The following is a 22,969-nucleotide window of genomic DNA, read 5'->3' as shown; positions in this document are numbered from 1 at the left end:
TTTTTCGCCCCCGCCGCCCCTACCCGTCCCATCCCCGGGGGCTGCGCCCCCAGACCCCCCTTCGGCCTGGACGGCCTTGTCCTCAAACGCCGGACGGGCTGAAGAGGCAACCTGGATCCCTGCATCGGCATCTACCCAAGTGGCCTCAAGCGGACCACACCGCATAGTCGGGCCGATCCGGAGCATTTAGGGTTAATGGGATGAACATGGATCTGCGCCAGCCACCGGACGTGTCCGTCGTCGTGATCGTCTACAACGACGAGGCGCGGCTGCCCACCGCCGTGCGCTCCGTGCTGGAGCAGACGCTGCGGAACGTCGAGGTCGTGATCGTGGACGACCGGAGTACGGACGGCTCGTACGAGGTGGCGCGAGGGCTGGCCGCCGAGTACCCCGGGCGGGTGCGGGCCTTCCGGCTCGACGAGAACAGCGGGGGCTGCGGCGCTCCCCGCAACCACGGCATCGCCCGGGCCCTCGGCACCTACGTCCTCTTCCTCGACAGTGACGACGTACTGGAGCGCAACGCCTGCCGGAACATGCTGGAGGCGGCCGAGACGACCGGCGCCGACCTCGTCTCCGGGCTGTGCGTGCGGGTGCACGTGGACTCGCGCAACGCCAAGGAGGTCAAGTGGTACCCCTGGCTGTACGCGCGCACCCGCACCCTGGAGTCGATCTCCGAGCTGCCCGACCTGCTGGTCTTCGACACGCTGTCGACGAACAAGTGCTACCGCCGGGAGTTCCTGGTCGAGCAGGGTCTCGAGTTCCCGGTCGGGATCCACTACGAGGACCTGCTCTTCTCGGCGCAGGCGTACGCGGCCGCCCGCCGGATCACCCTGATCCCCAACCGCGTGTACGACTGGAACATCGTCGAGAAGACGACGGCCAAGTCGATCAGCAACCGGCGCGCCGAGATCGCCAACTTCACGCACCGGATGGAGATCCACCGGCGGGTCGACCAACTCCTCGCAGACAAGGGCCTGCTGGAGCTGAAGTTCCACAAGGACGTCAAGTTCCTCAAGCACGACCTGGTGCTGCACCTGCGTGACCTGCCCTTCCGGGACGCCTCCTACCGGCAGGAGTTCGCGGCGATCGCCCGCGGCTACCTGGAGTCCATCGACCGCGCCGCCTTCGACGAGGTCGAGCCCATCCACGCCATCTGCGCCTATCTGCTGCAGGAGAGCGACTGGGACAACCTGCTGCCGGCCGTGGACACGCTCACCAACCGCGACAAGATCTCCTCGCCGCTCGTGGAGCGCGACGGCCGGATCTACTGGTGCGCCGAGCACATCGGGGAAGGCGCCGAGGACGGTACCGGGGAAGGGACCGAGGAAGCCTCCTTCGCGCGCCATGTCCTCGACGTCACCGAACTCGGCTACCACACCAAGCCCGTCGAGAAGATGTTCCTGCGCAACTCCCTTACCGGGTACGCGGAGGCGGCCGGCACGGTCCGGCTGGCCGGGCGCATCACCAACCCCCTCGGCGTCGTCGCGCCCGACGCGCGGCTCACCGGTGAGCTGGAGTTCGCCGCCCGCCGCCGGGGCGTGCGCTTCCAGACCTTCCGCTTCCCCGTGGCCACCCTGCGGCACGAGGGCGAGGCCATCGCCTGGGAGGCGTCGGCGGACCTCGCGCGCGGACTGCGGCCGCTGGGCGTGGTGGACGCGGTGTGGGACGTACGGCTGCACCTCGACATCGCGTATCCGCCGGACACCGGCGGCGTACGACGGACCACCACCCGTCTGACCGCTTCCGAACCCGACCTGGCGGCAGGCCAGTTGCCCGTCCGGCCCCGGCTCACGCGCCTGGTCGCCGACCACATCGCGCCCGAGATCTCCTCGCGCGGCCACCTCTCCTTCCGGATCGTCACCAGGGAGAAGGTCGACGCGCTCGTCGAGCGGGGCGTGCGGGGCGCGCCGGGCCGGCTCGCCAAGTCCGGCTACCGCAAGACGCGGGAGCTGCGCAAGAAGCTCACCTCCGGCGACACCAAGATCCGGCTGTACCACGAGGTGTTCAGCCGGCTGCCCGTGAAGAAGGGCCTGGTCGTCTTCGAGAGCCACCTGGGCCGGCAGTACAGCGACAGCCCGAAGGCGATCTACGAGGAGATGCGGCGCCAGGGCCTCGACTTCGAGGCGGTGTGGTCGTACGCGGGTGCGGGCCGTCCCGAGGGCTTCCCGGCCGACGCCACGCTCGTACGCCGCTGGTCGCTGCCCTATCTGAAGGCCCTCGCGCAGGCCGAGTTCTGGGTCGACAACCAGAGTTACCCGCTGAAGCTCACCAAGCGGCCGGAGACCACCTACCTCCAGACCTGGCACGGCTCGGCGCTCAAGCGCATGGGCTTCGACGAGCCGGAGTGGAAGCTCAGGTCCCGCCCCGAACAGGAGGCGCAGCAGCGGACCCTCGACCGTTTCGACCGGTTCCTGATCCGCTCCGAGCACGATGTGCGCACCCTCGCCCGGGCGTTCCGCCTGAAGGAGAAGACACTCCTTCGGGTGGGCTATCCGCGCAACGACGAGCTGGTGCGGGCCAGGCGTCGCGAGGAGGAATCCGGTGGCGTCCGCGAACGCGGGGCACTGGCAGCCGAGTTGGGCATCCCGGACGACAAGCCCGTCCTGCTCTACGCACCGACCTTCCGTCAGCACGGGGGCAGGCAGCGGCGGTTCGAGCTGCCCTTCGACGTGGAGCGGTTCGCCGACGAGTTCGGCGACCGGTACGTCCTCCTGGTGCGCTCGCACTACCTCAACCACGTCGTGCTCCCGCCGTCCGTGCGCGGGCGCGTCATCGACGTGTCGGCCCACCACGACGTGACCCCGCTCCTCGCCCTCGCCGACGGGCTGATCACCGACTACTCGTCCGTGATGTTCGACTACGCGCTCCTCGGCCGGCCGATGTTCTTCTTCGCGTACGACTACGAGGAGTACGTGCACGAGGGGCGCGGAACCTACTTCGATCTCCTCGAACGGGCGCCGGGACCGGTCGTGCGCACCGAGGAGGAGCTGTACGCGGCCCTCGTCTCACTGGACGAGCAGGCCGTGAAGTACGCGGAGGCGCGGGAGGGTTTCGTGGCCGAGTTCGGCGAGTACGACACCGGGAACGCCGCGCAGAGCATCGTCGACCAGTTCTTTTCCCAGTGGAGGCGCGCGTGACCCGCGTGAGTGCAGATCCGCAGCGGGACGTCTTCTTCGTCTCCAACAGTGTCAACGAGCTGGGCGGCGTGACCAGTTGGTCGCATCAGCTGGCCCGGCTCCTCACCGGGCGCGGGCATCGCGTCCATGTCGTCGGCATCACCCCGGCCGAGGTCGTCCAGGAACTCGGCGACGTGCCGTACCCGATGACCACGCTGTACGCGGGACAGCCGCCCCGCCCCGGCCGCGCCCGCGAGGCGAGCATGCGCGAGGAGGCCGCGAAGCTGACCGCACTGTTCCGCGCGGCCCGCCCCGGCGGTGTCGTCATCGTCACGCAGGTGTGGGCCATGGAGTGGGTCGCGCAGGCCGACACGAACGGCCTGACCGTCATCGGCATGAGCCACGAGTCGTACGAGTACTCCAAGGCGTCCTCCCGTTTCCAGCGGGTGCGCAAGCACTACCAGGACGTCGACCGCATGCTCGTGCTGACCCGCGAGGACGCCGACCTGTGGATCGGTCAGGGCCTCAACAACGCCTCGTTCATGCCGAATCCGCTGCCCTTCATGCCCGAGGTGCCGTCGCCGCGCACCGAGAAGGTGGTCGCCAGCATCGGCCGGCTGCACGACCAGAAGGGCATCGACATGCTCCTCGACACCTGGGCGGAGGTCGCGCCACTGCACCCCGACTGGACGCTGCGGATCTACGGTTCGGGCGAGGACGAGGAGATGCTCAAGAAGCAGTGCACCGCCCTCGGACTCGACAACTCCGTCGAGTGGATGGGCCGCACGAGCGACGTCCCGGGCGCCCTGCGCGACAGCTCCGTCTTCGTCCAGTCCTCCCGGGGCGAGGGTTTCCCGCTCGCCCTCATGGAGGCCATGGCGACGGCCGTCCCCTGCGCCGCCTTCGACTGCGCGCCGGGCGTCCACGAAATCGTCCGAGACGGCGAGGACGGCCTCCTCGCCACCCTCGGCAACACCGGCGAACTGGCCCGCCGCCTGGACACGTTGATGTCCGACAAGGACTTGCGAGACAGGATGGGCAAGGCGGCGCGTATCAACATCCAGCGCTACACACCGGACGAGATCGTAAGGAGGTGGGAGGACCTGTTCACGTTCTTGGAGCGCTGATACTCGGGTTCCCGATTCCGGCAGGGCTGGGGCCGCGCCCCTTTTAGGGGCGCGGGGAACTGCGCGACCAGCCCCCACTGCCCCGCAGACGTCTCACCACCTGTCTAACCCTTCCCCCCACCCCCGGTGAACTCCTCATACTCCTTCAACACATCCTCCGTAGCCCCATCCAGGCGGAGCTCCCCCCGTTCAAGCCACAGCACCCTGTCACACGTATCCCGAATCGACTTGTTGTTGTGGCTGACCAGGAACACCGTCCCGGCATGCTTCCGCAACTCCCGAATCCGCTCCTCAGACCGCTTCTGAAAGGAGCGATCCCCGGTGGCGAGGGCCTCGTCGATCATCAACACGTCATGGTCCTTGGCCGCGGCGATGGAAAACCGGAGCCGCGCAGCCATGCCTGAGGAATACGTGCGCATGGGCAGAGTGATGAAGTCACCCTTCTCGTTGATCCCGGAGAAGTCGACGATCTCCTGAAAACGGTCGCGCACCTGCTCGCGGGACATCCCCATGGCGAGCCCACCGAGATACACATTGCGCTCACCGGTCAGGTCGTTCATCAGCGCCGCGTTCACCCCGAGCAGCGACGGCTGCCCGTCAGTGAAGATCCGCCCGCGCTCTACGGGCAGCAGCCCCGCGACAGCCTTGAGCAACGTGGACTTGCCCGAACCGTTCGTGCCGATCAGCCCGATCGCCTCGCCCCGGTACGCGGTGAAGGAGACGCCCTTCACGGCGTGCACCTTGCGTACGCCGGCCGCCTGTTCGGCCTTCTTGCCCCGCAGGATGCGGTTGAGCGCGGCGGTGGCGCTGCCCCGGCCGGCGCCGGTGCCGTTGACGCGGTAGACGATGTCGACGCGGTCGGCGATGACGGTGGGTACGAGTTCCCTGCCGGTGGGGGCGAGGTCCTTCTCGGGATCCTTCTTGAGGTCAGCCACGGCCGTACGTCTCCTCAGCCTTCCAGAAGTAGATGAAGCCGCCGACGCCGGCGAGCAGCGCCCAGCCGACGGCGAGCGCCCACACGTGGTGGGGCAGCTGGCTCGCGTGGAAGCTGTCGATCAGCGCGAACCGCATGAGGTCGATGTAGACCGCGGCCGGGTTGCACTGCAGGGCGAGCAGCACGGCGTGCGGGAGGTGATGGCTGCTGAGGATGCGGTCGATGCTCCACATGACGCCCGAGACGTACATCCAGGTGCGCAGCACGAACGGCATCAACTGCGCGATGTCCGGAGTCTTCGCGCCCATCCGGGCCATGATCATCGCCACGCCCGCGTTGAACATGAACTGAAGTGCCAGCGTGGGTACGGCCAGTAGCCAGGACGCGCTGACGGGCACGCCGACGCAGAGCAGGATCACGGCCAGCGCGGCCATCGAGAACAGCAGCTGCTGGAGCTGTTGCAGCGCGTACGACACCGGCAGCGCGGCCCGTGGGAAGTGCAGGGCGCGGACGATGCCGAGGCTGCCGGAGATGGCCCGGGTGCCCGCCATGATCGAGCTCTGCGTGAACGTCCATACGAAGACGCCGGTGACCAGGAACGGGATGTAGTCCGGCACGCCGCGGCTCGTGCCCATCAGCTCGCCGAAGATGAAGTAGTAGACCGCCGCGTTCAGCAGGGGCGTGGCCACCTGCCAGACCTGGCCGAGCTTCGCCTGGCTGTACTGGGCGGTGAGCTTGGCCGTGGCGAACGCCGTGATGAAGTGCCGTCGCGCCCACAGCTGACGCACGTACGCGGGCAGGGAGGGGCGGGCGCCGCTGACCGTGAGGCCGTACCGGGCGGCGAGCTCCGCGGGGTCGGCGGGCAGGGCCGGTGCCGGGGGCGGTGTGTCGAGAACCTGGCTCACATCCGCTGCTTTCGCTTGGGGGGAGGAGGAAGGGAGGAGGGGAGGGCGGAGGAAGAAGGAGGGGTGCGCGAACCCTGTCTTTACCTGGGGATGGGCTCGCCTTTACGTCGGGACGGGACCGTATCGTCGTAACGTGAGCGTAGGCCGATTCGACGTCGGAACGCAACCGTTTCGTCGTAACGCCACAGCGCTACGCCCCTATGCTGTTCCGCATGACGACGAACGCCGACGGAGCCGGTCCGCAGGAGCCGCAGCAACCGCCGCGGCAGCCGCGCCGCAGGGCTCCCGCCGGGGCGGCGGTGCTCCGGGAGGATGTGACGGAGGCCATCCGGGCGGCCGTCTTCGAGGAACTCGCGGCCGTCGGGTACGCGCGGATGTCCATCGAGGGCATCGCCCGCCGGGCCGGCGTCGGCAAGACCGCGGTCTACCGGCGGTGGCGGTCCAAGCTGCACCTGGTGCTCGACCTGGTCTCCGCGATCGCCGTGCAGGGACTGCCCGCGCCCGACACGGGCTCCCTGGAGGGCGACCTGCGGCTGCTGTACGAGGTCACGTCCCGCGCGCTGCGTCACCCTGTCGCCTCACAGATCATCCCCGACCTCCAGGCCGAGGCGGCCCGCAACCCGGACATCGCCGAGGCCATGCAGAAGGCCCTGCGGGAGGGGCAGGAGGGCGTCGCCAGCGGCATCGTCGCCGCGGCGGAGCGACGCGGAGAGGTCCGTATGGGCATCGACGAGGAACTGGCCCTCGACATGATCTCCGGCCCGCTGTACTGGCGCGCGGTCGTGATCCGCAGCCCGAAGCTACCGAAGGGGTACCTGGAGAGCCTGGCGCGGGCTACGACGATGGCGTTGAAGGCGCTTTAGGTGTTCTGGGCGTTGCAGGTGTTGCGAGTGTTGAGGGCGTTGCGGGTGTTGCAGTGGGGGTGATCGGCCGGGGCGTTTCCTGCCCGGTCAGGCGGTCCGATGGGCCGTGTGACCGGTCCGTCAATCCGGTGCCGCGTGGCCAGTCAGCCCCCGGTCAGCCCCCGTAGCCGCCGGATCGTTGTCATCCACGCCTCACTCTCGGGCCCTCCGGGGGCGCATACTGGTAACACGATGACGAAGCCATCAGCGCCGCGGCGCCACCTGTCCACCAGTCCCTTCAAAGCTCCGGTTGTCCCGGTCGCCAAGCACTTCGCCCTGGGTGACCGTGTTACTCACGACCAGTTCGGCCTGGGCAGGATTGTCGGCGTCGAGGAGGGCATCGCGATGCTCGTCGACTTCGGCTCCCGCCAGGCCCGTATCGTCAGCCCGTACACGCGTATGGACAAGCTCTGACAGAGCCCGTCAGAACGCGCTCGTCGCGAAGCAGGACGGCGTCCCGCCCGCGGCGAGCGCGTTTGTGTGCGTTGAGCCGGTCCCTGAGCCCCTGAATTACCGCGCCAGCCGTTCCGCCAGGTCGACCAGCTCTGCCGCCCGCAGCACCCGCCCGTCGAACCCGGGCAGCGGTACGTGGAGCGGCTCGACCCACCGCTCCGGAATGGCGCCCACCCCGTACACGGCCCCCGCGAGCCCACCGGTGACCGCCGCGACGGTGTCCGTGTCCCCGCCCAGATCGACCGCGGCCCGCACGGCACCTTCGTAGGAGTCGGTGGCCCGCAGCGCCCACACCGCGGACCCGAGGCAAGGCCACACCGCCCCGTTGAACTCAGTCGCCTGATCCGGATGCCAGTCAGGCGCGAGCACGACCGCGTAACGCTCCCGATGATCCGAATGTACGAGATCCAGGGCATCCGGCAGCGTGGCCAACGGATCGCCTCCGGCAAGAGTCACCCGGACGAGCTCATGGAAGAGCGCTGTCCCTTCCCACGCGGCCCGGTCGCCATGCGTGAGCGCGGCGATACGCCGTCCGGCGTCCATCGTGGCCTCCGTACCGTCCCCCGCGAAGTACACGGCGGAGGTGGCCGCACGCATCAACGCCCCGTTTCCCGCGGCCCGTAGGTTGACCTGGAAATGGAGCGCGGCGGCGAAGTCCCAGGGCTCTCCGCTGGTCAGGACGTCCTCGGTCTGGAGGCCGATGTCCTTGGGGTCGCCGGCCGCCCACCGCTGGAACCGCCGGAACATGTCAGCCAGTTCGAGCCCGCCGCACTCCAGCAGCGACTCCCCGACCAGCACGGCCATCTGCGTGTCGTCCGTGGCCTCACCGGGGTCCCAGCCGCCGCCCCCGCACATCTCACCGCCGACACCGGCTTTCGGAAAGCGCGCCGAGAACGCCCCTTCGGGCCCGAACTCGAAGGGCGCGCCCAAGGCGTCTCCGACGGCGGAGCCGAGCACGGCCCCGATGGCGTGTGACGTCATCGGGGGGTGAGGCGGTCGGACTTGAGGGTCGAGAAGAGGGCGCGCAGGGGTATGTGGGCGGTGGTGAGGAGCGTGGCGGGGTGGTCGCTCTCGCGGAGGTGTACCGCGGCGTCGGTGGTGGCGAGTTCGACGCAGTCCTCGCTTGAACCGCCGCCTGAGAACGTTGACTTCTGCCACTGGAGAGGGGCGGACACGATGGTGCCTTTCAGAGTTCCGTGGTGATGTGGACGATGAGATCCTGAGACTGCCTCGGGGACAGGGCCGGGGTGGCGACCTGGTCGAAGCGCCTCCGGTACTGCTGGAGCAGGGACTCGGCGTCTAGGAGCCTGCCCCCGTGGGCGGTGTCAATTTGCACTGTGTCGAGTTGGGGCGCGGGGCCGCGCACGTAGAGCATCGAGTGGCCGGCTCCGGCGAAGTCCTCACTGTCGAAGGGGACCACGCGCACAGTCACGTGATCCAGTGCGGAGAGCTCAAGGATGCGCTCAAGCTGGTTGCGTGCTGTCTTCCGGCCGCCGACGCGGATACGGAGCGCTGCCTCGTGGATCACGGCCTCGTACGGCGTCGCACGCTGATCGGTGATGATCTGCTGTCGGCGTGAGCGGAACTCGACGTGGGCGTCCTGGTCCTTGAGCGGCCAGTCCGGCGACGCGAAGCGAAAGACGGCTCGCATATGGTCCTGGGTCTGGAACAGCCCTGGGATGTGCGCCATTTGGAAGGTGCGGATGCCCACGGCACGGTGTTCGAGCTCTGCCAGGTCGAGTCCGCCGGGGTGAATGACGCCCCGGAACTCCTCCCACCACCCTTTCCCGCGTTCGGTGGCCATGGCGACCAAGGCGTCGATGTACGCGGCGTCGTCACAGGCGCAGTGCGCTGCCAGGCGGCGGATGCGCTCTTCGCTGATGCCGCTGCGGCCGGTCTCCACGGCGCTCTGCTGCATGGGGTTCGAGCCCAGCAGCGCGGCGGCAGCGCGGGCTGTCACTCCCGCGCGCTCACGCATCTTGCGCAGTTCGCTCCCCAGGCGCTCCTGCCGGGCGGTAGGGGTGCTCCTTGGCGGCATTGGTGCTCTCTCTCCCTGGGTGTCCGGCTGAACGAGTATGCCGCTCAGGCTCGGTGAGGGTCACCAGAAGGTGGCGAGTTTCGGGCGTTAGCTTGTGCCGTCACTAGGTTACGCCCTACCTTCAGTAGCGCAGCCATCACGGTGAGTCGCGGCAGTCTTGTGTTGCCCTAACTCACTTATGCCCAACGCCAGTTGGAAGCGCACCCGTGCGAAGTCGACCCCACGGGCAATGCCACCGACGGCCACCCACCCATCCCTGCAACGGAGTTGATCCCCCATGCCCGAATACACCCTCTGCTGCCCCTCCCTCGACACCTCCCCCCGCGTCGCCCGCGACTTCGTCGCCTCCGTCCTGCGCTCGCAGCGACTCGGCGACCTGGCCGACGACGCGGCCCTGTGCACCTCCGAACTCGTTACCAACGCCTGCGTACACGCCAAGGGCGCCGACGCCGTCCTGCGGCTGGCCGTCGGTGGATGCCTCGCCGCCGTCCGGGTCACCGTCTACGACGAGGACCTGCGGCCGCCCGCCATGGGCGAGGGCTACGACGGCGAGAGCGGCCGCGGCCTGTGGCTCGTGGACACCCTCACCAACGGAAGATGGGGCACCGAGCTCACCGCCGCAGCACCCCTCGGCCATTCCCCCGGAGGGAAGGGCGTCTGGTTCGAGCTCGGTGTGGTCCGGCCGGCCGGTATCGGCTGATGACTGGCTGGGCGCTTCCCTGAGGTAGTAGTACCCTTGGGTACCGGAGGTGTTTGCGATGACGGCACAGGATTCGGGATCAAAACCACGGACGGCAGCCCCGCTGAAGGTGGATATCGATACGGACCAACTGATCACCCAGGGAGCACATTTCCTCGGGGTGACGAAGAAGGAGTTGGTCGCAGACGCGGTGCGGATGTTCATAGAGCACCGACGCGAGGAAATCCGGCAGGGCATGGCCGAGTCGATGCGAGTCCTGGACGGCACCACGAAGGCGCGCATCGCGCTCCTGACGGGGATCCCCGCCGAGGACATCGACCGACTCGGCGGCGTCGGCGAGGAAAGGTAACCCTGGTGGATCGAGCCCGCCCGACTCTGCGCTGCCTGAGCCAGGACTTGTGCTTACCGGTTCCGCCGATCACGGTGCCACTCGACGAGGTCGAGCATCCTGCTCTGGCCAAGGCACAGGAGCAATTCGACGGCAGTGACGGACGGCAGCACGAGCGTATTCGCGCCATCGACGACCAGGTTCTGTTCAAGGTGAAGGCGGCGCGGTGGCGCGGCGCTGTATGGGTGTCCGAGCCATGCCCGTGGCTGGTAGCCGCCGGTATCCGCGAGGACGGCTCGTCCGACGACTTCTATGCGGCCCTGGCCACCGACGCCAAGGCGGCCCGTAGCGCGTACAACGCGCAGCACACCAGGTCGCTCACCTCGCAGACGTACGTCGGAGACCTGCTGCCGGACCGCGACGACCACCTGCGCTACCGGCTGGAGGAGGGCGCGCGCTTCCTGCGTCGCCTTGAGGGTGTCATCCCGGAACTCGTCCGCTCTTCGCTGAAGGACGGCGCCGAACACACCATCGCCTACGACACATTCACCCTGGGCGTGCAGGTCCGTGGCCACGAGAGTCACGAGACCTACGTTGCCGTGCGCATCACCGGTTCCGTACCCGGAGATCTCGTCCGCATCGTGCTCGACATCGTTCCCGGCTGCGCATCCGATGCTTGGTTTCCAGAAGTTCGCCTGCCCGACCGCGATCTTCTCCCTGCCGAACAGGCATGGTCGAACATGATGGACCCGGTCGAGGCGGGGAGACTGACCGGCGCCCAGCCCTGACCACGCGTGCCGATCTAGGCCCGTCCCGCCCCCGGATGCAGCCGCACCCACCCCTCCCACGCCGACGTGACCATGTCGCGTACGTCGTGCTTGGCCTTCCAGGCCAGTTCCGCGGTGATTCGGTCGGCGGAGGCGACGACGCGGGCCGGGTCGCCGGGGCGGCGTGGAGTGACCGTCGGGGGGAGGTCGTAACCGGTGGTCTCGTTGATGAGGTCGATCATCTCGCGGACCGAAACCCCCTCCCCGCGACCGATGTTGAGGGTCAGGTCCGTGCCGGGGGCGGCGGCCAGACGGCGGGCGGCGGCCACGTGGGCCTCCGCCAGATCCACCACGTGGATGTAGTCGCGGACGCACGTGCCGTCCGGGGTCGGATAGTCGTCGCCGAAGATGCGCGGGGGCGCGCCCTCCGTCAGCTTCTCGAAGACCATCGGGACGACGTTGAAGACGCCCACGTCGGCCAGTTCCGGCGTGGCCGCGCCCGCCACGTTGAAGTAGCGCAGGGAGGCGGTCGAGAGGCCGTGTGCGCGGCCCGTGGCGCGGACCAGCCACTCACCGGCCAGCTTCGTCTCGCCGTACGGGCTCATGGGCGCGCACGGGGTCTCCTCGGTCACCAGGTCCACGTCCGGCATGCCGTACACCGCCGCGGAGGAGGAGAAGACGAAGGACGGCACGCCCGCCTCCGCCACGGCGGCCAGCAGCACCCGCAGGCCCTCGACGTTCTCGCGGTAGTAGTGCAGCGGCAGTTCCACCGACTCGCCGACCTGCTTCTTCGCCGCCAGGTGGACGACACCGGTGACGGCGTAGTCCGTGAGCGTGCGGGCCACCCGCTCCCCGTCCAGGGTCGAGCCCACGACCAGGGGCACCCCGTCGGGGACGCGCTCGGAGATCCCGGTGGACAGGTCGTCGTACACCACCGCCCGCTCGCCCGCCCGGGTCATCGCGCGGACGACGTGCGCCCCGATGTAGCCGGCGCCGCCGGTGATCAGCCAGGTCATGTACGGCCGTCCCCTCGTGTGGTCGGTGTGTGGTCGGTGATGGATGCGGGTGTGTGGACCAGTTCACGCGCGGCCCAGTTCATCCGCGGTCCAGTTCATGCGTGGACCAATTCAATGGTCGCTTATCGGTTCAGTGAAGCAGGCGGCTGATACGGCGGCCGACCACAGACGTGAAGCCCCGCCAGCCTGGCGCGAGCCGCAGCGCGAGCGAGCCCGCGTGGGTGGCGTACGGCTGGACGAGCAGTACCCCGTGCCGGCCGCTCGGCACGGCGGACCGGCGCAGCAGGCCGGGCCCTGAGACGGCGTGCGCGGTGGTCTCGCGGCTCGTGCCGTCGTGGAAGCGGACGTGCAGGCGGAGGTCCCAGGTGCCGGACCCGAGCGCCGAGAGGTCGACCGGCGCCTCGGCCGTCCAGGAGTCCTCAGCACCCTGAGATTCACCAGATTCACCAGAATCCTCAAAGCCGGTGGAGTCGGCGGCGTTGGTCGAGGCGGCGGAGTCCTCGGGCAGGAAAGCCGCCGTCACCGTGAGTCCGACGACGCCGTCCTGCCGGTTCACGAACTCGACGTCCACCGACGCCGGTGCCGCCTCCGCCATCCGCCCGTACAGCTCGTGCAGACGCAACCGCAGCCGGGTGGCCCGCGCGCGTGGCCGCAGTTCCGCGTCGACGGCCACCGGGAGGAGGTGGACGGGCCGGAACAGGAGGTGTTCCAGGGTCACTTGGGGCAGGTCGGCGGACCAGACCGGCGTACCGTCCGCGGCCCGCGCGTACGGCGGGAGCAGCCGGGCCGGGCGCGCCGCGACCTCCTTGAGGCGGGGCAGGTCGCGCGGTTCCTCGGAGGCCAGTACGACCTGCGCGATGACCCGCCCGGGCGCCGGGGCGAGCGCGAAGTCGGCCGCGTCGAACGCCGCGAGGCACGCGCGCGTGAGGGCCCACCAGTCGCGGCGGTACTCGGCACCGCGCAGATCGAGCTCCCGCGCGTACATCCGCAGCGTGTGGTCGAGGAACCTCGCGCGCGCCGCCCGCGCCAGCCGCTTCTCACCGGCGGTGAGGAGGATGTCGTACGCCAGTTCGTGGGCGGCGAGCCGGGACCGCCAGTTGTCGACGTCCGCCCGGTCGAGCGAGATCGACAGCCGCTCGGCGCTCCGGCGCACATGCCAGACGTACACCTGGTCCGGTATCAGCGCGACGCGCGGTCCGGCGGCGAACACGCGCGCGGTGAACACGAAGTCCTCGTAGGGGAAGCGCCCTTCGGGGAAGCGGATGTGGTGCTCGCGCAGGAAGTCGACGCGGTAGAGCTTGTTGACGCACAGCGTGTCGTGGACCAGGCCGGTGCGGTGCGACGGGTGGGAGACGCGGGCGGACTTCGCGTACAGCTCGGGCTGCCAGGGGACGTCGCGGCCGGACGGCAGCTCGCGGCGTACGCACAGGCCGGCCGCGACCTCCGTGTCGCGCCCGACGGCCGCGTCCAGCAGCGCGTCCACCGCCCCGGACGGCAGTACGTCGTCGCTGTCCAGGAACATCACGTACGGGGCCGTGGCAGCGTCGATCCCGTCGTTGCGGGGACTGCCGCAGCCGCCGCTGTTGACCTTGCGGCGGACGACCTTCAGGCGCGGCTCGTCGAGCGCGAGGCGGTCCAGGAGGTCCGCGCTGCCGTCGGTCGAGCAGTCGTCGACGGCGATCACCTCGCGGACGGCGGGACCCTGCGCGAGGGCCGAGCGCACGGCGTCCGTCACATGGCCGGCGTCGTCGTACCCGATGACGACGACGCTCACCTGTGACTGATGGGACTGCATGGCTTGCATGGCACGCATGACTTCCACGAGATGAAATAGTAGGCGGTTTAGGTAATTTTCCGTTAAGAGGTACTTACTGTCTCGTGGGGAAGATGACGGGAATCGGGTGAGGGTTCCCTCCGTGCGGGCCGGATTCCGGCGGTCCACAGCCGGCGGAAGGAGAGCGCCGCGGCCGCCACCAGCAGGCCGTTGCGGACGAGCATCAGCAGGGAGCCCGTCCAGGTGCAGTCCATGACGTCCTCGTACAGGACCGGGTACGCGAGGGCGCTGGCCGCCGCCGCCACCGCGATCAGCACCGCCACCGGGCGCTGCGTGGTGTGCCGCGAGGTCAGGCACACGGCGGCCAGGCCGAGCAGCCACACCAGGTACTGGGGGCTGATCACCCGGCTCGTCACGGTGAAGAGGAGTACGGCACTGAGCGCGGCGTCGTACGGGGTCGCCGGCGTCCAGTGCCGGGCCCGCAGCCGCCACAGCAGCAGGGCGCCGAAGGCGGCGACGGTGAGCGCGAGCGAGGCCGCGGCGATCGTGGTGACGTACGGGCCGGTGAACTCCATGGCCCCGTACCGGTAGCGCACCCGGCCCGGCCAGCCGGCGTGGTGCGCGAAGGACAGGAACGTGCCGCCGAGCGACTCGATCTGCACGCCCCGGCCGCTCTGCTGGCGCAGGAAGCCGAAGGGGTCGCGGAAGAGCGCGGCGAGCGCGAGGAGGAGTGCGCCCGCGGTGACGGCCGCCGAGGTCCATGCCTGCCGGGTGGTACGTCCCCTGGGGGTGCCGATCAGCACCAGCGCGGGCCACACCTTCACGAGGGCACCCAGGGCCGCGAACGCGCCGCACGCGCGCGGGGAGCGCGAAAACGTCAACAAGGAGATGACGGCAAGGGCAGTGACCTGCACGTCGTAGCGTGCGAGCGGGATGTGCAGGAGGAGCGGCAGGGCCGCTGTCCAGAGGGCGGCCCCGCGCAGGCTGCGGCCCGTCCGGGTGCCCGCGCGCGTGAGGACGACGGTGACCAGGGCGTCGGTGGCGAGGGTGAGGGCCACGAACGCCTGGAAGTACGTCAGCCCCGGCAGCAGCCCGGGGGACAGCAGGACCGGGCCCGCGCCCGGCGGGTACTGCCACAGCCGGTCGTCCGACGGGAACGTGCCGTGGACCAGCACGCCGTACCAACGGGCGTACAGCACATGCACCTCGCGCCCGACCCCGCCGATGTCCAGCGGGACGCGGTCGTCCCAGGCGAGCAGGGAGAGCATCAGGGCACGGGTGGTCAGCCAGGCGACGGCGAGGGGGAGGAGGCGGGGCTTCATCCAGGACTTGGTGTGGGGCTTCATCCAGGGCTTCACGCGGGGGATCGTAAGCCGCATGGCTCTCTAAACCGGGTGACATGACGTCAATCATCCATGAACGATTGCTAATAGCACAATATCGGGCGCATGGTCGTCAGACGCCCACAGCTTGCCGCCGCCGTACGCGTGCCCGTGCTCGTGCCCGTGCTCGTGCCCGTAGTCGTCATGTTCGGGATCGGACTGTGGGGGATCGACCGCGGCGGGATGTGGCGCGACGAGGCGGTCACCTTCGAGGTGGCGCGGCGCTCACTCCCGCAGATCTGGCATCTGCTGCACTCCGTAGACGCGGTGCACGGCCTCTACTACCTCCTCATGCACCCCGTCCTCGCCGTCCACCCCGGAGAGGTCGCCCTCCGCCTCCCCTCCCTCTGTGCGGCGGCCGCGACGGCGGGCCTCGTCGCGGCCCTGGGGGCGCGGCTCGCCCGCCCGCGGGTGGGGCTGTGGGCGGGACTGCTGTACGCCGTGACCCCGATGGCAGGGCACTTCGCGCAGGAGGGGCGCTCGTACGCACTGGTCGCCGCCGGGGCCGCGGCGGCGACGCTGCTGCTGGTACGGGCGGCGGATTCCGGCGGCACCCTCCCCTGGTGTGCGTACGGAGGGGGCCTCGCCGTCACCGTCCTGCTCCACGAACTGGCGGTCCTGCTCCTGCTCGCGCACGCCGCCGCGCTGGCCCTCGCGCGGATGCCCCGCCGGGTGTGGCGCGGCTGGGCCCTGACCGCGGCCGCCGTGCTCCTCGTGCTGCTCCCGCTGGTCCTGGTCTCCAGCGGTCAGGCGGGCCAGGTGGCCTGGCTCCGGCCCCCGGGCGGCGGCGCCGTCGAACGCCTCCTGCGCTCCTTCGCGGGCCCGACCCGGCTGGTCCTCGGCCCGTACCTCCTCCTGATCGCCCTCGCCCTGCGCGCCCCGCTCGCCCGCCGGGGCGAATTCTCCCTCCCCGCGGTCGCGCTCCCCCTCCTGCTCCTCCCGCCCGCGACCCTCCTCGCGGTCTCACGGCACTGGCCGCTGTACGACGACCGCTATGTGCTGTACGCCCTCGCGGGAGCCCCGCTCCTGGCGGCGGCGGGGGCGGAACGGCTGCTGGAGGCCGCGAGCCGCCTGCGCTTCCCGGCGGAAGGCCTCCGACTCCCGGCCGCGGAAGGTCTCCATGCCTATGCCCAGGCTCAAGCCCATGTCCGTGTCCATGTCCGCCACGCCCCCACCCTCCTCGGCGTCCTGGCCATCACCCTCGCCTTCGCCTCGCAGCTCCCCGTCCTCCGGGCGGACCGGGACCCCGCCCGCCGCCCCGACAACCTCGCCGCCGTCGCCGCCGCGGCGTCCGAGCGCCTGCGCCCCGGCGACCCCGTGCTCTTCCTCCCGGCGCTCGGCCGGCGCTCGGCACTGACGTACCCGAAGGGGTTCGAGGGCACGCGGGACATCGCGCTCCAGGAGCCCGCCCCCGTCTCCGGGACGCTCTACGGGCGGGAGACCGGCCCCGGTGAACTGCGCCGCAGACTCGACGGCCTTGACCGCGTCTGGGTGGTCGCCGCGCCGTACGCGCTGACCTCGGCCTGGTATCCGCGGAACGCGACCGAGCGGGTCAAACTCACCGTGGTGGGCGAGGAGTTCGTGCCGCGCGCGGAGTTCGTACGGAAGGGTTCGGTCCTGCGGCTGTACGTACGCAGACCTCCGGCGGGGACGGGGTGATCACGCGCGGTCCGGCTGCTCGCGCTCGTCAAGCGCCGCCGCGTCCAGCGCGCCCGTGAGCTTGTCGAGCCGGGCCCGCAGATCGCGGATCTCGTCCAGGTCGAACCCCGTCGCGGCGGCGATCCGGCGCGGCACGAGAAGCGCCCGCTCGCGCAGGGCGACACCCTCGTCCGTGGGCCGGACCACCACGGACCGCTCGTCCCTCGCGCTGCGCTCACGCCGTACGAGGCCGGCCGCCTCCAGCCGCTTCAGCAGCGGCGACAGCGTCCCGGAGTCGAGCCGCAGATGCTCGCCCACCTTCTTCACGGGCAACTCGCCGTGCTCCCACAGCACGAGCATGACCAGGTACTGGGGGTACGTGAGGCCCAGGTCCTTGAGGGCGATCCGGTACACGCCGCCGAAGGCGCGCGAGGCCGCGTTCAGGGAGAAGCAGATCTGCTGGTCGAGGCGGAGGAAGTCCTCGTCGCGTACGGGATTCCGTACAGAGTCCCGTACGGCTCGGTTCGGGGCGGGCGTCGTGGTCATGGTTCCAGAGTACCTCCTGTGCGTCATTTAGTTGTGCACAATTGAATTGTGTGCTCTACTGGAGCCCGTGAGGGGGCCGGAACAAGGCCCGCCGAAACGACTTCGACCCTGACCGATCTTGATAGGGATGGTTTCCATGGAAGCGCTCTACACCGCTGTCGCCACCGCCACCCACGGCCGCGACGGCCGGGCCTACAGCTCCGACGGACGGCTCGACCTGCAGCTGGGCATTCCGACGGAGATGGGCGGCAACGGTCAGGGCACGAACCCGGAGCAGCTGTTCGCCGCCGGATACTCCGCCTGTTTCGCCAGTGCGCTCGCTCTGGTCGGCCGCGCGGCGAAGGTCGACGTCAGCGACGCGGCGGTGACGGCGGAGGTCGGCATAGGCAAGCAGGGTGAGGGCTTCGCCCTCGCGGTCACGCTGCGGGTGGAGCTGCCGGCGTCCGTCGACGCCGCGACCGGTCGCAAGCTGGTCGACCAGGCCCACCAGGTGTGCCCGTACTCCAACGCGACCCGGGGGAACATCCCGGTCGAGATCGTCGTCGAGTAACCCGGAGCCCGGCCCGGGTGTGTCCGAGGAAGAGGCCGACCAGTACCCCGGTACTGGTCGGCCTCTTTGTCAGCTGTCAGCTGTCAGCTGTCAGCGGGTCACGAGGTCGCGCGGGGCGCCGGGTGCGGGGACCGCGGGCGGGCCCGTTCCGTCGATGTCCTCGCCCAGCATCAGCAGCCGTACGACCCGCTGCGCCGCATGCCCGTCGTCGTACTCGCAGAAGCGGGAACGGAAGACGGCCCGTAGCCTCGCCGACTCCTCGTCCCGCCACGCGCCCGAGGCGAATAGCTGCGCCAACTCGTCCTCCGTGGAGGTCACATGGCCCGGCGACTGTCGGGTCACGTCGAAGTACGTGCCGCGGCCGGCCTGGTAGGTGTCCCGGTCGTAGGTGTGCAGGACGATCGGGCGGTCGAGGTGGGCGTAGTCGAACATCAGGGCCGAGTAGTCGGTGACCAGCGCGTCGGAGGCGAGCATCAGGTCCTCGACACTCGGTTCGTCGGTGACGTCGAGGAGGAGCCCGCGTCTGACCAGGTCGCCGAGTTCCAGGCCGCGTTCGTGGTGCCGGGCGAGTGACGGGTGGAGGCGGACAGCCAGGGTGTGGTCGGCGGGCAGGCCGGCCGCGAGGCGTGCCAGGTCGCCGGTGGGGGCGTAACCGCCCTGGCGGTGGTCGCGCCTGGTCGGCGCGTACAGGATCAGGGTGCGGTCCTCGGAGACTCCCAGCCGCTGCCGTACGGCCTCCCGGCGGCCCGGTTCCGGGTGGACCAGGCAGTCGTTGCGCGGGCTGCCGGTGCGCAGGGACACGAAGTCGCAGGGGTACGCGCGGTCCCAGACCAGCTCCGAGTGCGCGTTGGCGACCAGGCTGTAGTCCCAGCGGTCGGCCCTCCGCAGCATCTTCGGAACGCTGAAGCCGTGCCGGGCGCCGGGGTACTTCAGCAGATCCGCGCCCATCGATTTCAGCGGGGTGCCCTGGTGGGTCTGGAGGTGGACGGCGCCCTCGCGCTTGACCAGGTCGTTCGCCCAGTTCATGTTGTTGACCAGGTACTTGGCCCGCGCGGTCACCTTCCGGTAGGCCCGGCTGCCCGGCAGGACGTGCTCGGTCCCGGGCGGCAGCGCGGCCACGTGCTCCTTCCCGACTACCCACACGCCCCTGATGTGCGGTGCGATCTCCCGCGCCGCGCGGTAGACCGCGGCCGGGTCGCCGAGGACGCCCCGGTGCGAAAAGGCCGAGTAGAGCGCCAGGTCGGGGTCCAGCGGCCGCCGCAGGACCAGGCGTCCGTGCAGCGCCAGCAGCACCCTGCGCAGGCGGCGGCGCCACAGCCGGTACCGCCTGCGCAGACCCGCGCGCTTGACGGCGGCCCTCCGGTGCAGACGGTAGAGGGCGTACGGGGCGTGGGTGAGCAGCGCGCAGGACGTGCGCGGGACGGTCGGGGCTGATCGGTGCCCGGCCGGGCGGTACGCGCGCAGGTCCCGGGCCGCCCGCCGGAAGAACTCCGGGCGGGCCGAAGGCGGTACGCGGTCCCCCTGGCGCAGGATGAAGAGGTAGTGGTCCGCCATGTGGTCGTAGAGGAAACCGCGCCACCGCTCCAGGTCAGGCCGCTCGTCGACGAACCGGAACAGCCGCTCGTACTGCGCGAACACCTCGAAGTGCGCCCGGCTCGGCGTCCGCATCGCGTTGCCCTGGCGGCGCTGCCGGTAGTACACGCAGACCCGGTCGAGCAGCGTGATCGTCCGCGCCGTCCACAGCGTCTGGTAGACGACCACCGCGTCCTCGTAGAACCCGGTGGGGAAGGCGAAACCGCCCTCGCGGAAGAAGTCGAGGCGGTACGCCTTGTTCCACACGACCGTGAACAGGTCGAGCAGGTCGGGGCGTTCGGCGACCGTGAACACCTCCGGGCCCGGTGCGCCGAACACCGCCGCGTCCCGGTTGCGTTTCACCCAGCCCTGCCAGTGCGTGCGCGCGTAGTCGAAGAGCACGATGTCCGGCCGGTCGGGCTGGCCCGGCTGACCCGGCCGTGAGGTCGCGTCGATGCGCTCGGCGATCGCCCGCAGCGCGCCCGGCGTGTACGTGTCGTCGCTGTCGAGGAAGAGCAGGTACTCGCCCCTCGCCAGCTTCGCGCCGTGGTTGCGGGCCGGGCCGATGCCGCCGTTGACGGGCAGATGGACCGGCACGACCCGCTCGTCGCGGGCCGCGAACTCGTCGATGATCGCCGGACTCCCGTCCGGTGAGCAGTCGTCGATCACGATCAGCTCGAAGTCGCCGTACGACTGGTCGAGGACCGACTCCAGACATGCGCGCAGGTAGCCCTGCACGTTGTGGACGGGCACGACGATGCTGAAGCGGGGCATGGCACTTCCAGGTCCGGGGCCGGGGACTTGCGGGGAGGTCGGGGAAACCGGGGAGATCGGAGAGATCGGAGAGATCGGGGGCTCTTCGCGGTGGGTGCCGGGCGGCATCAGAGCGCCGGGGTGCGGGTGCCGGTCCGGTCCGGCGCGGGTACGGGGACACGTGCGGGCAGTGGGATCAGCGGCGGCAGTTCGTCCTCGCCCTGGCCGAGCAGGACGCGCCGTACGACCCGTTCGGCGGCCCGGCCGTCGTCGAACTGGCAGAACCGCTCCCGGAACCGGGACCGCAGCCGTGCCGAGGCCCCGTCCGCCCAGGCGCCCGTCGTGAACAGCCGGATCAACTCGTCCTGCGTACGGGCGACCTGGCCCGGCGGCTCGGCCAGCAGGTCGAAGTAGACGCCCCGGGTGTCCCGGTAGACGTCCCAGTCGTCGGCGTAGGTGACGATCGGCCGGTCGAGGTTGGCGTAGTCGAACATGATGGACGAGTAGTCCGTGATCAGGGCGTCCGAGGCCAGACAGACGTCCTCGGTGTCCCGCAGCGAGGTCACGTCGATCAACCGGCCGTCCGTGAACGCCTGTTGCAGGTCCGAGCTGCCGTCGAGGAAGTAGTGCGCCCGCAGCAGCACCACGAACTCCTCTCCCAGCGCGGCACAGAAGCGGGCCAGGTCGAACTGGGCGGACACGTCCCGCGGATAGTCCCGGTACGTCGGCGCGTACAGCAGGGCCACCCGGCCCTCGGGGATGCCGAGCCGCTCGCGGATCGCGGTGACCTCGTCGGGGCGTGCCGTGTAGTAGCGGTCGTTGCGCGGATAGCCGTACTCCAGGTGCTCGAAGCCGCTGGGGTAGGCGCCCGACCAGGCCTCTGTGGAGTGCGCGTTGGCGGAGAGGGAGTAGTCCCAGCGGTCGACGCGGCGCAGCAGCCGGCCGAAGTTCCCGGTGGCCGCCGCGACGGCCCGGTACCCGACCTGGTCGACGCCCATCCGCTTCAGCGGCGTCCCATGGTGCGTCTGGACATGCACGGTCCCGGGGCGTTTGCGCACGGCCGTCTCGAAGTTGACGTTGTTGAAGGTGTACTTGGCCCGCGCCATCACCTCCCAGTACCGCCGGCTCCCGATCACCGCGCTCTCCACACCGTCCGGCATGTGCGCCAGGTCCTTCTCCCGCACCAGGAACACCGACCTGATGTGCGGGGCGAGTTCGAGCGCCTTGCGGTGGATGGCGGCGGGGTTGCACGTGTAGCCGCGGCCCCAGTAGGCGGCGTAGACGGCGAGGTTCTCGTCGAGGGGCTTGCGGAGGTACCTCGCGTACGGGTTGTGCGGGCGGCCGCGGTGCCATCTGCGGGCGGCACCCCTCGTGTACGAACGCGCCCGCACGGCAAGCCGGTTGAGGCTCTGGAGCGCACGGAAGGCCGTGTACGCACCGAGTGCGAGCAGTCGCCACCGCGGCCCCCGGACGCGGTGGCCCGCCGGGCGGTGACGCCTGTGGAGGCGGGCCGCGCGGCGGAAGAAGGCCCTGCCGGGGCCGGGCGTGGCCGCCGTGTCGAGGACCACGGCGAAGAGCTGGTCGAAGAGCCCGCGCCGCCGCTCCTCGGGGAGGTCCCGGTCCGCTGCCGCGTCCAGTACCAGCTCGACCTGGTCGAGGAGTCCCGCCTGCTCGCCGGGTGCCCTGCCGCCCTGCCGCCGCTCATGGTGTCGCACGCAGACCGTGGGCAGTACGGCGGTCTCCTCGGTCGCCAGCGCCACCAGCCCGGACCAGCCGAGGTCCGTGAAGGGGCCGTCGGGGAAGGCGAGTTGGTGATCGGCGAGGAAGGTCCGGCGGTAGGCGATGGCCCAGACCGGCAGGCGTACGTCGGTGGGGTCGCGGTCCTCGAAGCGTTCCGTGGCCGGGGCGCCGCCCCACCACGGCACGTGCTCGTGGCCGAGACGCAGGACGTCCACTTCGCCGGTCTCCCGCAGACGGTCGTCGATCGCCGCGAGTGCCCGCGGCGCCAGGGAGTGGTGTTCGTCAAGCAACAGTACGTACGTGCCGGTGGCCGTTCGCAGTCCCGCGTCGCGGAGGGCGGAGCCGGTGGCCGGGACGACTCGGGAGTCGCGCTCCGCGTACTCCGCGACGACGGCCGCCGCCGGGGAGTGCGGGTCCTCACATGCCGGGATCAGCTCGAAGTCGGCGAAGGACTGGGTGAGGGCCGAGTCGAGCATGGCGGGCAGCCGCCCCGCGACGCCCTGGACGGTGACGATGATGCTGAAGCGGGGCATGGGGTGTGGTGCTCTTTCTTTTGGTGCGTGGCCGCTCCGCGGAGGGGCTGTGTGCTGGGTGCGGGTTTGTGGGGGCTGGGCGCGCAGTTCCCCGCGCCCCTAAAAAAAGGGGGGGCTGGGGTGGGACCGGAACGGTCCCACCCGCAAGCTAGACAGCACCAAAAGAATAAAAAAAACCAAAAACACCAAGACTTT

General features: G+C 70.2%; 20 protein-coding genes. 9 read left to right on the top strand and 11 right to left on the bottom strand.

Going from position 1 to position 22,969, the window contains the following annotated elements:
- Positions 1–200 precede the first annotated feature (200 nt).
- Positions 201–3,137, top strand: coding sequence for a bifunctional glycosyltransferase family 2 protein/CDP-glycerol:glycerophosphate glycerophosphotransferase (locus tag AB0I18_RS46140; RefSeq protein ID WP_363111812.1), 2,937 nt, complete (start codon positions 201–203; stop codon positions 3,135–3,137).
- Positions 3,134–4,243, top strand: a complete 1,110-nt coding sequence (locus tag AB0I18_RS46135; protein ID WP_363111811.1) for a glycosyltransferase — start codon at positions 3,134–3,136, stop codon at positions 4,241–4,243. The genes AB0I18_RS46140 and AB0I18_RS46135 overlap by 4 nt, the downstream gene beginning before the upstream one ends.
- 104 nt (positions 4,244–4,347) lie before the next feature.
- Here the strand turns inward: AB0I18_RS46135 and AB0I18_RS46130 are convergent, their stop codons facing one another.
- Positions 4,348–5,178: an ABC transporter ATP-binding protein gene (locus AB0I18_RS46130; protein ID WP_363111810.1), complete on the bottom strand. Its 831-nt coding sequence runs from the start codon at positions 5,176–5,178 to the stop codon at positions 4,348–4,350.
- Complete coding sequence (locus AB0I18_RS46125) at positions 5,171–6,082, bottom strand: ABC transporter permease (RefSeq protein WP_363111809.1); 912 nt, start codon at positions 6,080–6,082, stop codon at positions 5,171–5,173. Before AB0I18_RS46125 ends, AB0I18_RS46130 begins: the two co-directional genes overlap by 8 nt.
- 212 nt (positions 6,083–6,294) lie before the next feature.
- Between AB0I18_RS46125 and AB0I18_RS46120 the strand changes: the two genes are divergently transcribed.
- Both AB0I18_RS46120 and AB0I18_RS46115 read left to right on the top strand, forming a co-directional pair.
- Positions 6,295–6,945 (top strand): TetR/AcrR family transcriptional regulator, encoded by a 651-nt coding sequence (locus tag AB0I18_RS46120; RefSeq protein ID WP_363111808.1) that lies wholly within the window; start codon positions 6,295–6,297, stop codon positions 6,943–6,945.
- A 231-nt stretch (positions 6,946–7,176) separates the two neighbouring features.
- The gene (locus AB0I18_RS46115) at positions 7,177–7,398 is read left to right on the top strand and encodes a hypothetical protein (protein ID WP_055517933.1); all 222 of its coding nucleotides are present in this window, start codon (positions 7,177–7,179) and stop codon (positions 7,396–7,398) included.
- 96 nt (positions 7,399–7,494) lie between these two features.
- Here AB0I18_RS46115 and AB0I18_RS46110 read toward each other — a convergent pair whose 3' ends face one another.
- The 3 genes from AB0I18_RS46110 to AB0I18_RS46100 are packed head-to-tail and all read right to left on the bottom strand — an operon-like array spanning position 7,495 to position 9,475.
- On the bottom strand, positions 7,495–8,418 hold the full coding sequence (locus AB0I18_RS46110) for an ADP-ribosylglycohydrolase family protein (protein ID WP_363111807.1): 924 nt from the start codon (positions 8,416–8,418) through the stop codon (positions 7,495–7,497).
- Positions 8,415–8,612, bottom strand: a complete 198-nt coding sequence (locus AB0I18_RS46105; RefSeq protein ID WP_363111806.1) for a DUF397 domain-containing protein — start codon at positions 8,610–8,612, stop codon at positions 8,415–8,417. The genes AB0I18_RS46110 and AB0I18_RS46105 overlap by 4 nt, the downstream gene beginning before the upstream one ends.
- 11 nt (positions 8,613–8,623) lie before the next feature.
- Complete coding sequence (locus AB0I18_RS46100) at positions 8,624–9,475, bottom strand: DUF5753 domain-containing protein (protein ID WP_363111805.1); 852 nt, start codon at positions 9,473–9,475, stop codon at positions 8,624–8,626.
- 277 nt (positions 9,476–9,752) lie between these two features.
- On the opposite strand from AB0I18_RS46100, the gene AB0I18_RS46095 reads away from it, so the two are divergent.
- The 3 genes from AB0I18_RS46095 to AB0I18_RS46085 are packed head-to-tail and all read left to right on the top strand — an operon-like array spanning position 9,753 to position 11,291.
- Positions 9,753–10,175 (top strand): ATP-binding protein, encoded by a 423-nt coding sequence (locus AB0I18_RS46095; protein ID WP_363111804.1) that lies wholly within the window; start codon positions 9,753–9,755, stop codon positions 10,173–10,175.
- A 58-nt stretch (positions 10,176–10,233) separates the two neighbouring features.
- Positions 10,234–10,524 carry a hypothetical protein gene (locus AB0I18_RS46090; protein WP_363111803.1) on the top strand — a complete coding sequence of 97 codons (291 nt, stop codon included), beginning with the start codon at positions 10,234–10,236 and terminating at the stop codon, positions 10,522–10,524.
- 5 nt (positions 10,525–10,529) lie between these two features.
- Positions 10,530–11,291 carry a hypothetical protein gene (locus AB0I18_RS46085; protein WP_363111802.1) on the top strand — a complete coding sequence of 254 codons (762 nt, stop codon included), beginning with the start codon at positions 10,530–10,532 and terminating at the stop codon, positions 11,289–11,291.
- Positions 11,292–11,305: 14 nt separating this feature from the next.
- Here the strand turns inward: AB0I18_RS46085 and galE are convergent, their stop codons facing one another.
- The 3 genes from galE to AB0I18_RS46070 all read right to left on the bottom strand — a co-directional run bounded on the left by galE (position 11,306) and on the right by AB0I18_RS46070 (position 15,406).
- Positions 11,306–12,286 carry a UDP-glucose 4-epimerase GalE gene (gene galE / locus AB0I18_RS46080; protein ID WP_363111801.1) on the bottom strand — a complete coding sequence of 327 codons (981 nt, stop codon included), beginning with the start codon at positions 12,284–12,286 and terminating at the stop codon, positions 11,306–11,308.
- 130 nt (positions 12,287–12,416) lie between these two features.
- Positions 12,417–14,081, bottom strand: coding sequence for a glycosyltransferase family 2 protein (locus tag AB0I18_RS46075; protein WP_363111814.1), 1,665 nt, complete (start codon positions 14,079–14,081; stop codon positions 12,417–12,419).
- 62 nt (positions 14,082–14,143) lie between these two features.
- The gene (locus AB0I18_RS46070; RefSeq protein WP_363111813.1) at positions 14,144–15,406 is read right to left on the bottom strand and encodes a glycosyltransferase family 87 protein; all 1,263 of its coding nucleotides are present in this window, start codon (positions 15,404–15,406) and stop codon (positions 14,144–14,146) included.
- A 102-nt stretch (positions 15,407–15,508) separates the two neighbouring features.
- On the opposite strand from AB0I18_RS46070, the gene AB0I18_RS46065 reads away from it, so the two are divergent.
- Positions 15,509–17,101 (top strand): glycosyltransferase family 39 protein, encoded by a 1,593-nt coding sequence (locus tag AB0I18_RS46065; protein WP_363111800.1) that lies wholly within the window; start codon positions 15,509–15,511, stop codon positions 17,099–17,101.
- Here the strand turns inward: AB0I18_RS46065 and AB0I18_RS46060 are convergent, their stop codons facing one another.
- Positions 17,102–17,626 carry a MarR family transcriptional regulator gene (locus AB0I18_RS46060; RefSeq protein ID WP_363111799.1) on the bottom strand — a complete coding sequence of 175 codons (525 nt, stop codon included), beginning with the start codon at positions 17,624–17,626 and terminating at the stop codon, positions 17,102–17,104.
- Positions 17,627–17,762: 136 nt separating this feature from the next.
- Here AB0I18_RS46060 and AB0I18_RS46055 point away from each other — a divergent pair, with 136 nt between their 5' ends.
- On the top strand, positions 17,763–18,176 hold the full coding sequence (locus tag AB0I18_RS46055) for an organic hydroperoxide resistance protein (protein ID WP_363111798.1): 414 nt from the start codon (positions 17,763–17,765) through the stop codon (positions 18,174–18,176).
- Positions 18,177–18,266: 90 nt separating this feature from the next.
- On the opposite strand, the gene AB0I18_RS46050 is transcribed toward AB0I18_RS46055, so the two are convergent.
- Both AB0I18_RS46050 and AB0I18_RS46045 read right to left on the bottom strand, forming a co-directional pair.
- Positions 18,267–20,522, bottom strand: a complete 2,256-nt coding sequence (locus AB0I18_RS46050) for a CDP-glycerol:glycerophosphate glycerophosphotransferase (RefSeq protein ID WP_363111797.1) — start codon at positions 20,520–20,522, stop codon at positions 18,267–18,269.
- Positions 20,523–20,629: 107 nt separating this feature from the next.
- Positions 20,630–22,774, bottom strand: a complete 2,145-nt coding sequence (locus tag AB0I18_RS46045; RefSeq protein WP_363111796.1) for a CDP-glycerol:glycerophosphate glycerophosphotransferase — start codon at positions 22,772–22,774, stop codon at positions 20,630–20,632.
- Between the last annotated feature and the right edge of the window lie 195 nt (positions 22,775–22,969).

The organism is Streptomyces sp. NPDC050704 (assembly GCF_040654355.1).
Lineage (GTDB): Bacteria > Actinomycetota > Actinomycetes > Streptomycetales > Streptomycetaceae > Streptomyces.
Note: the sequence above shows the minus strand (reverse complement) of the source record. Positions and strands in the feature narration are given on the sequence as shown.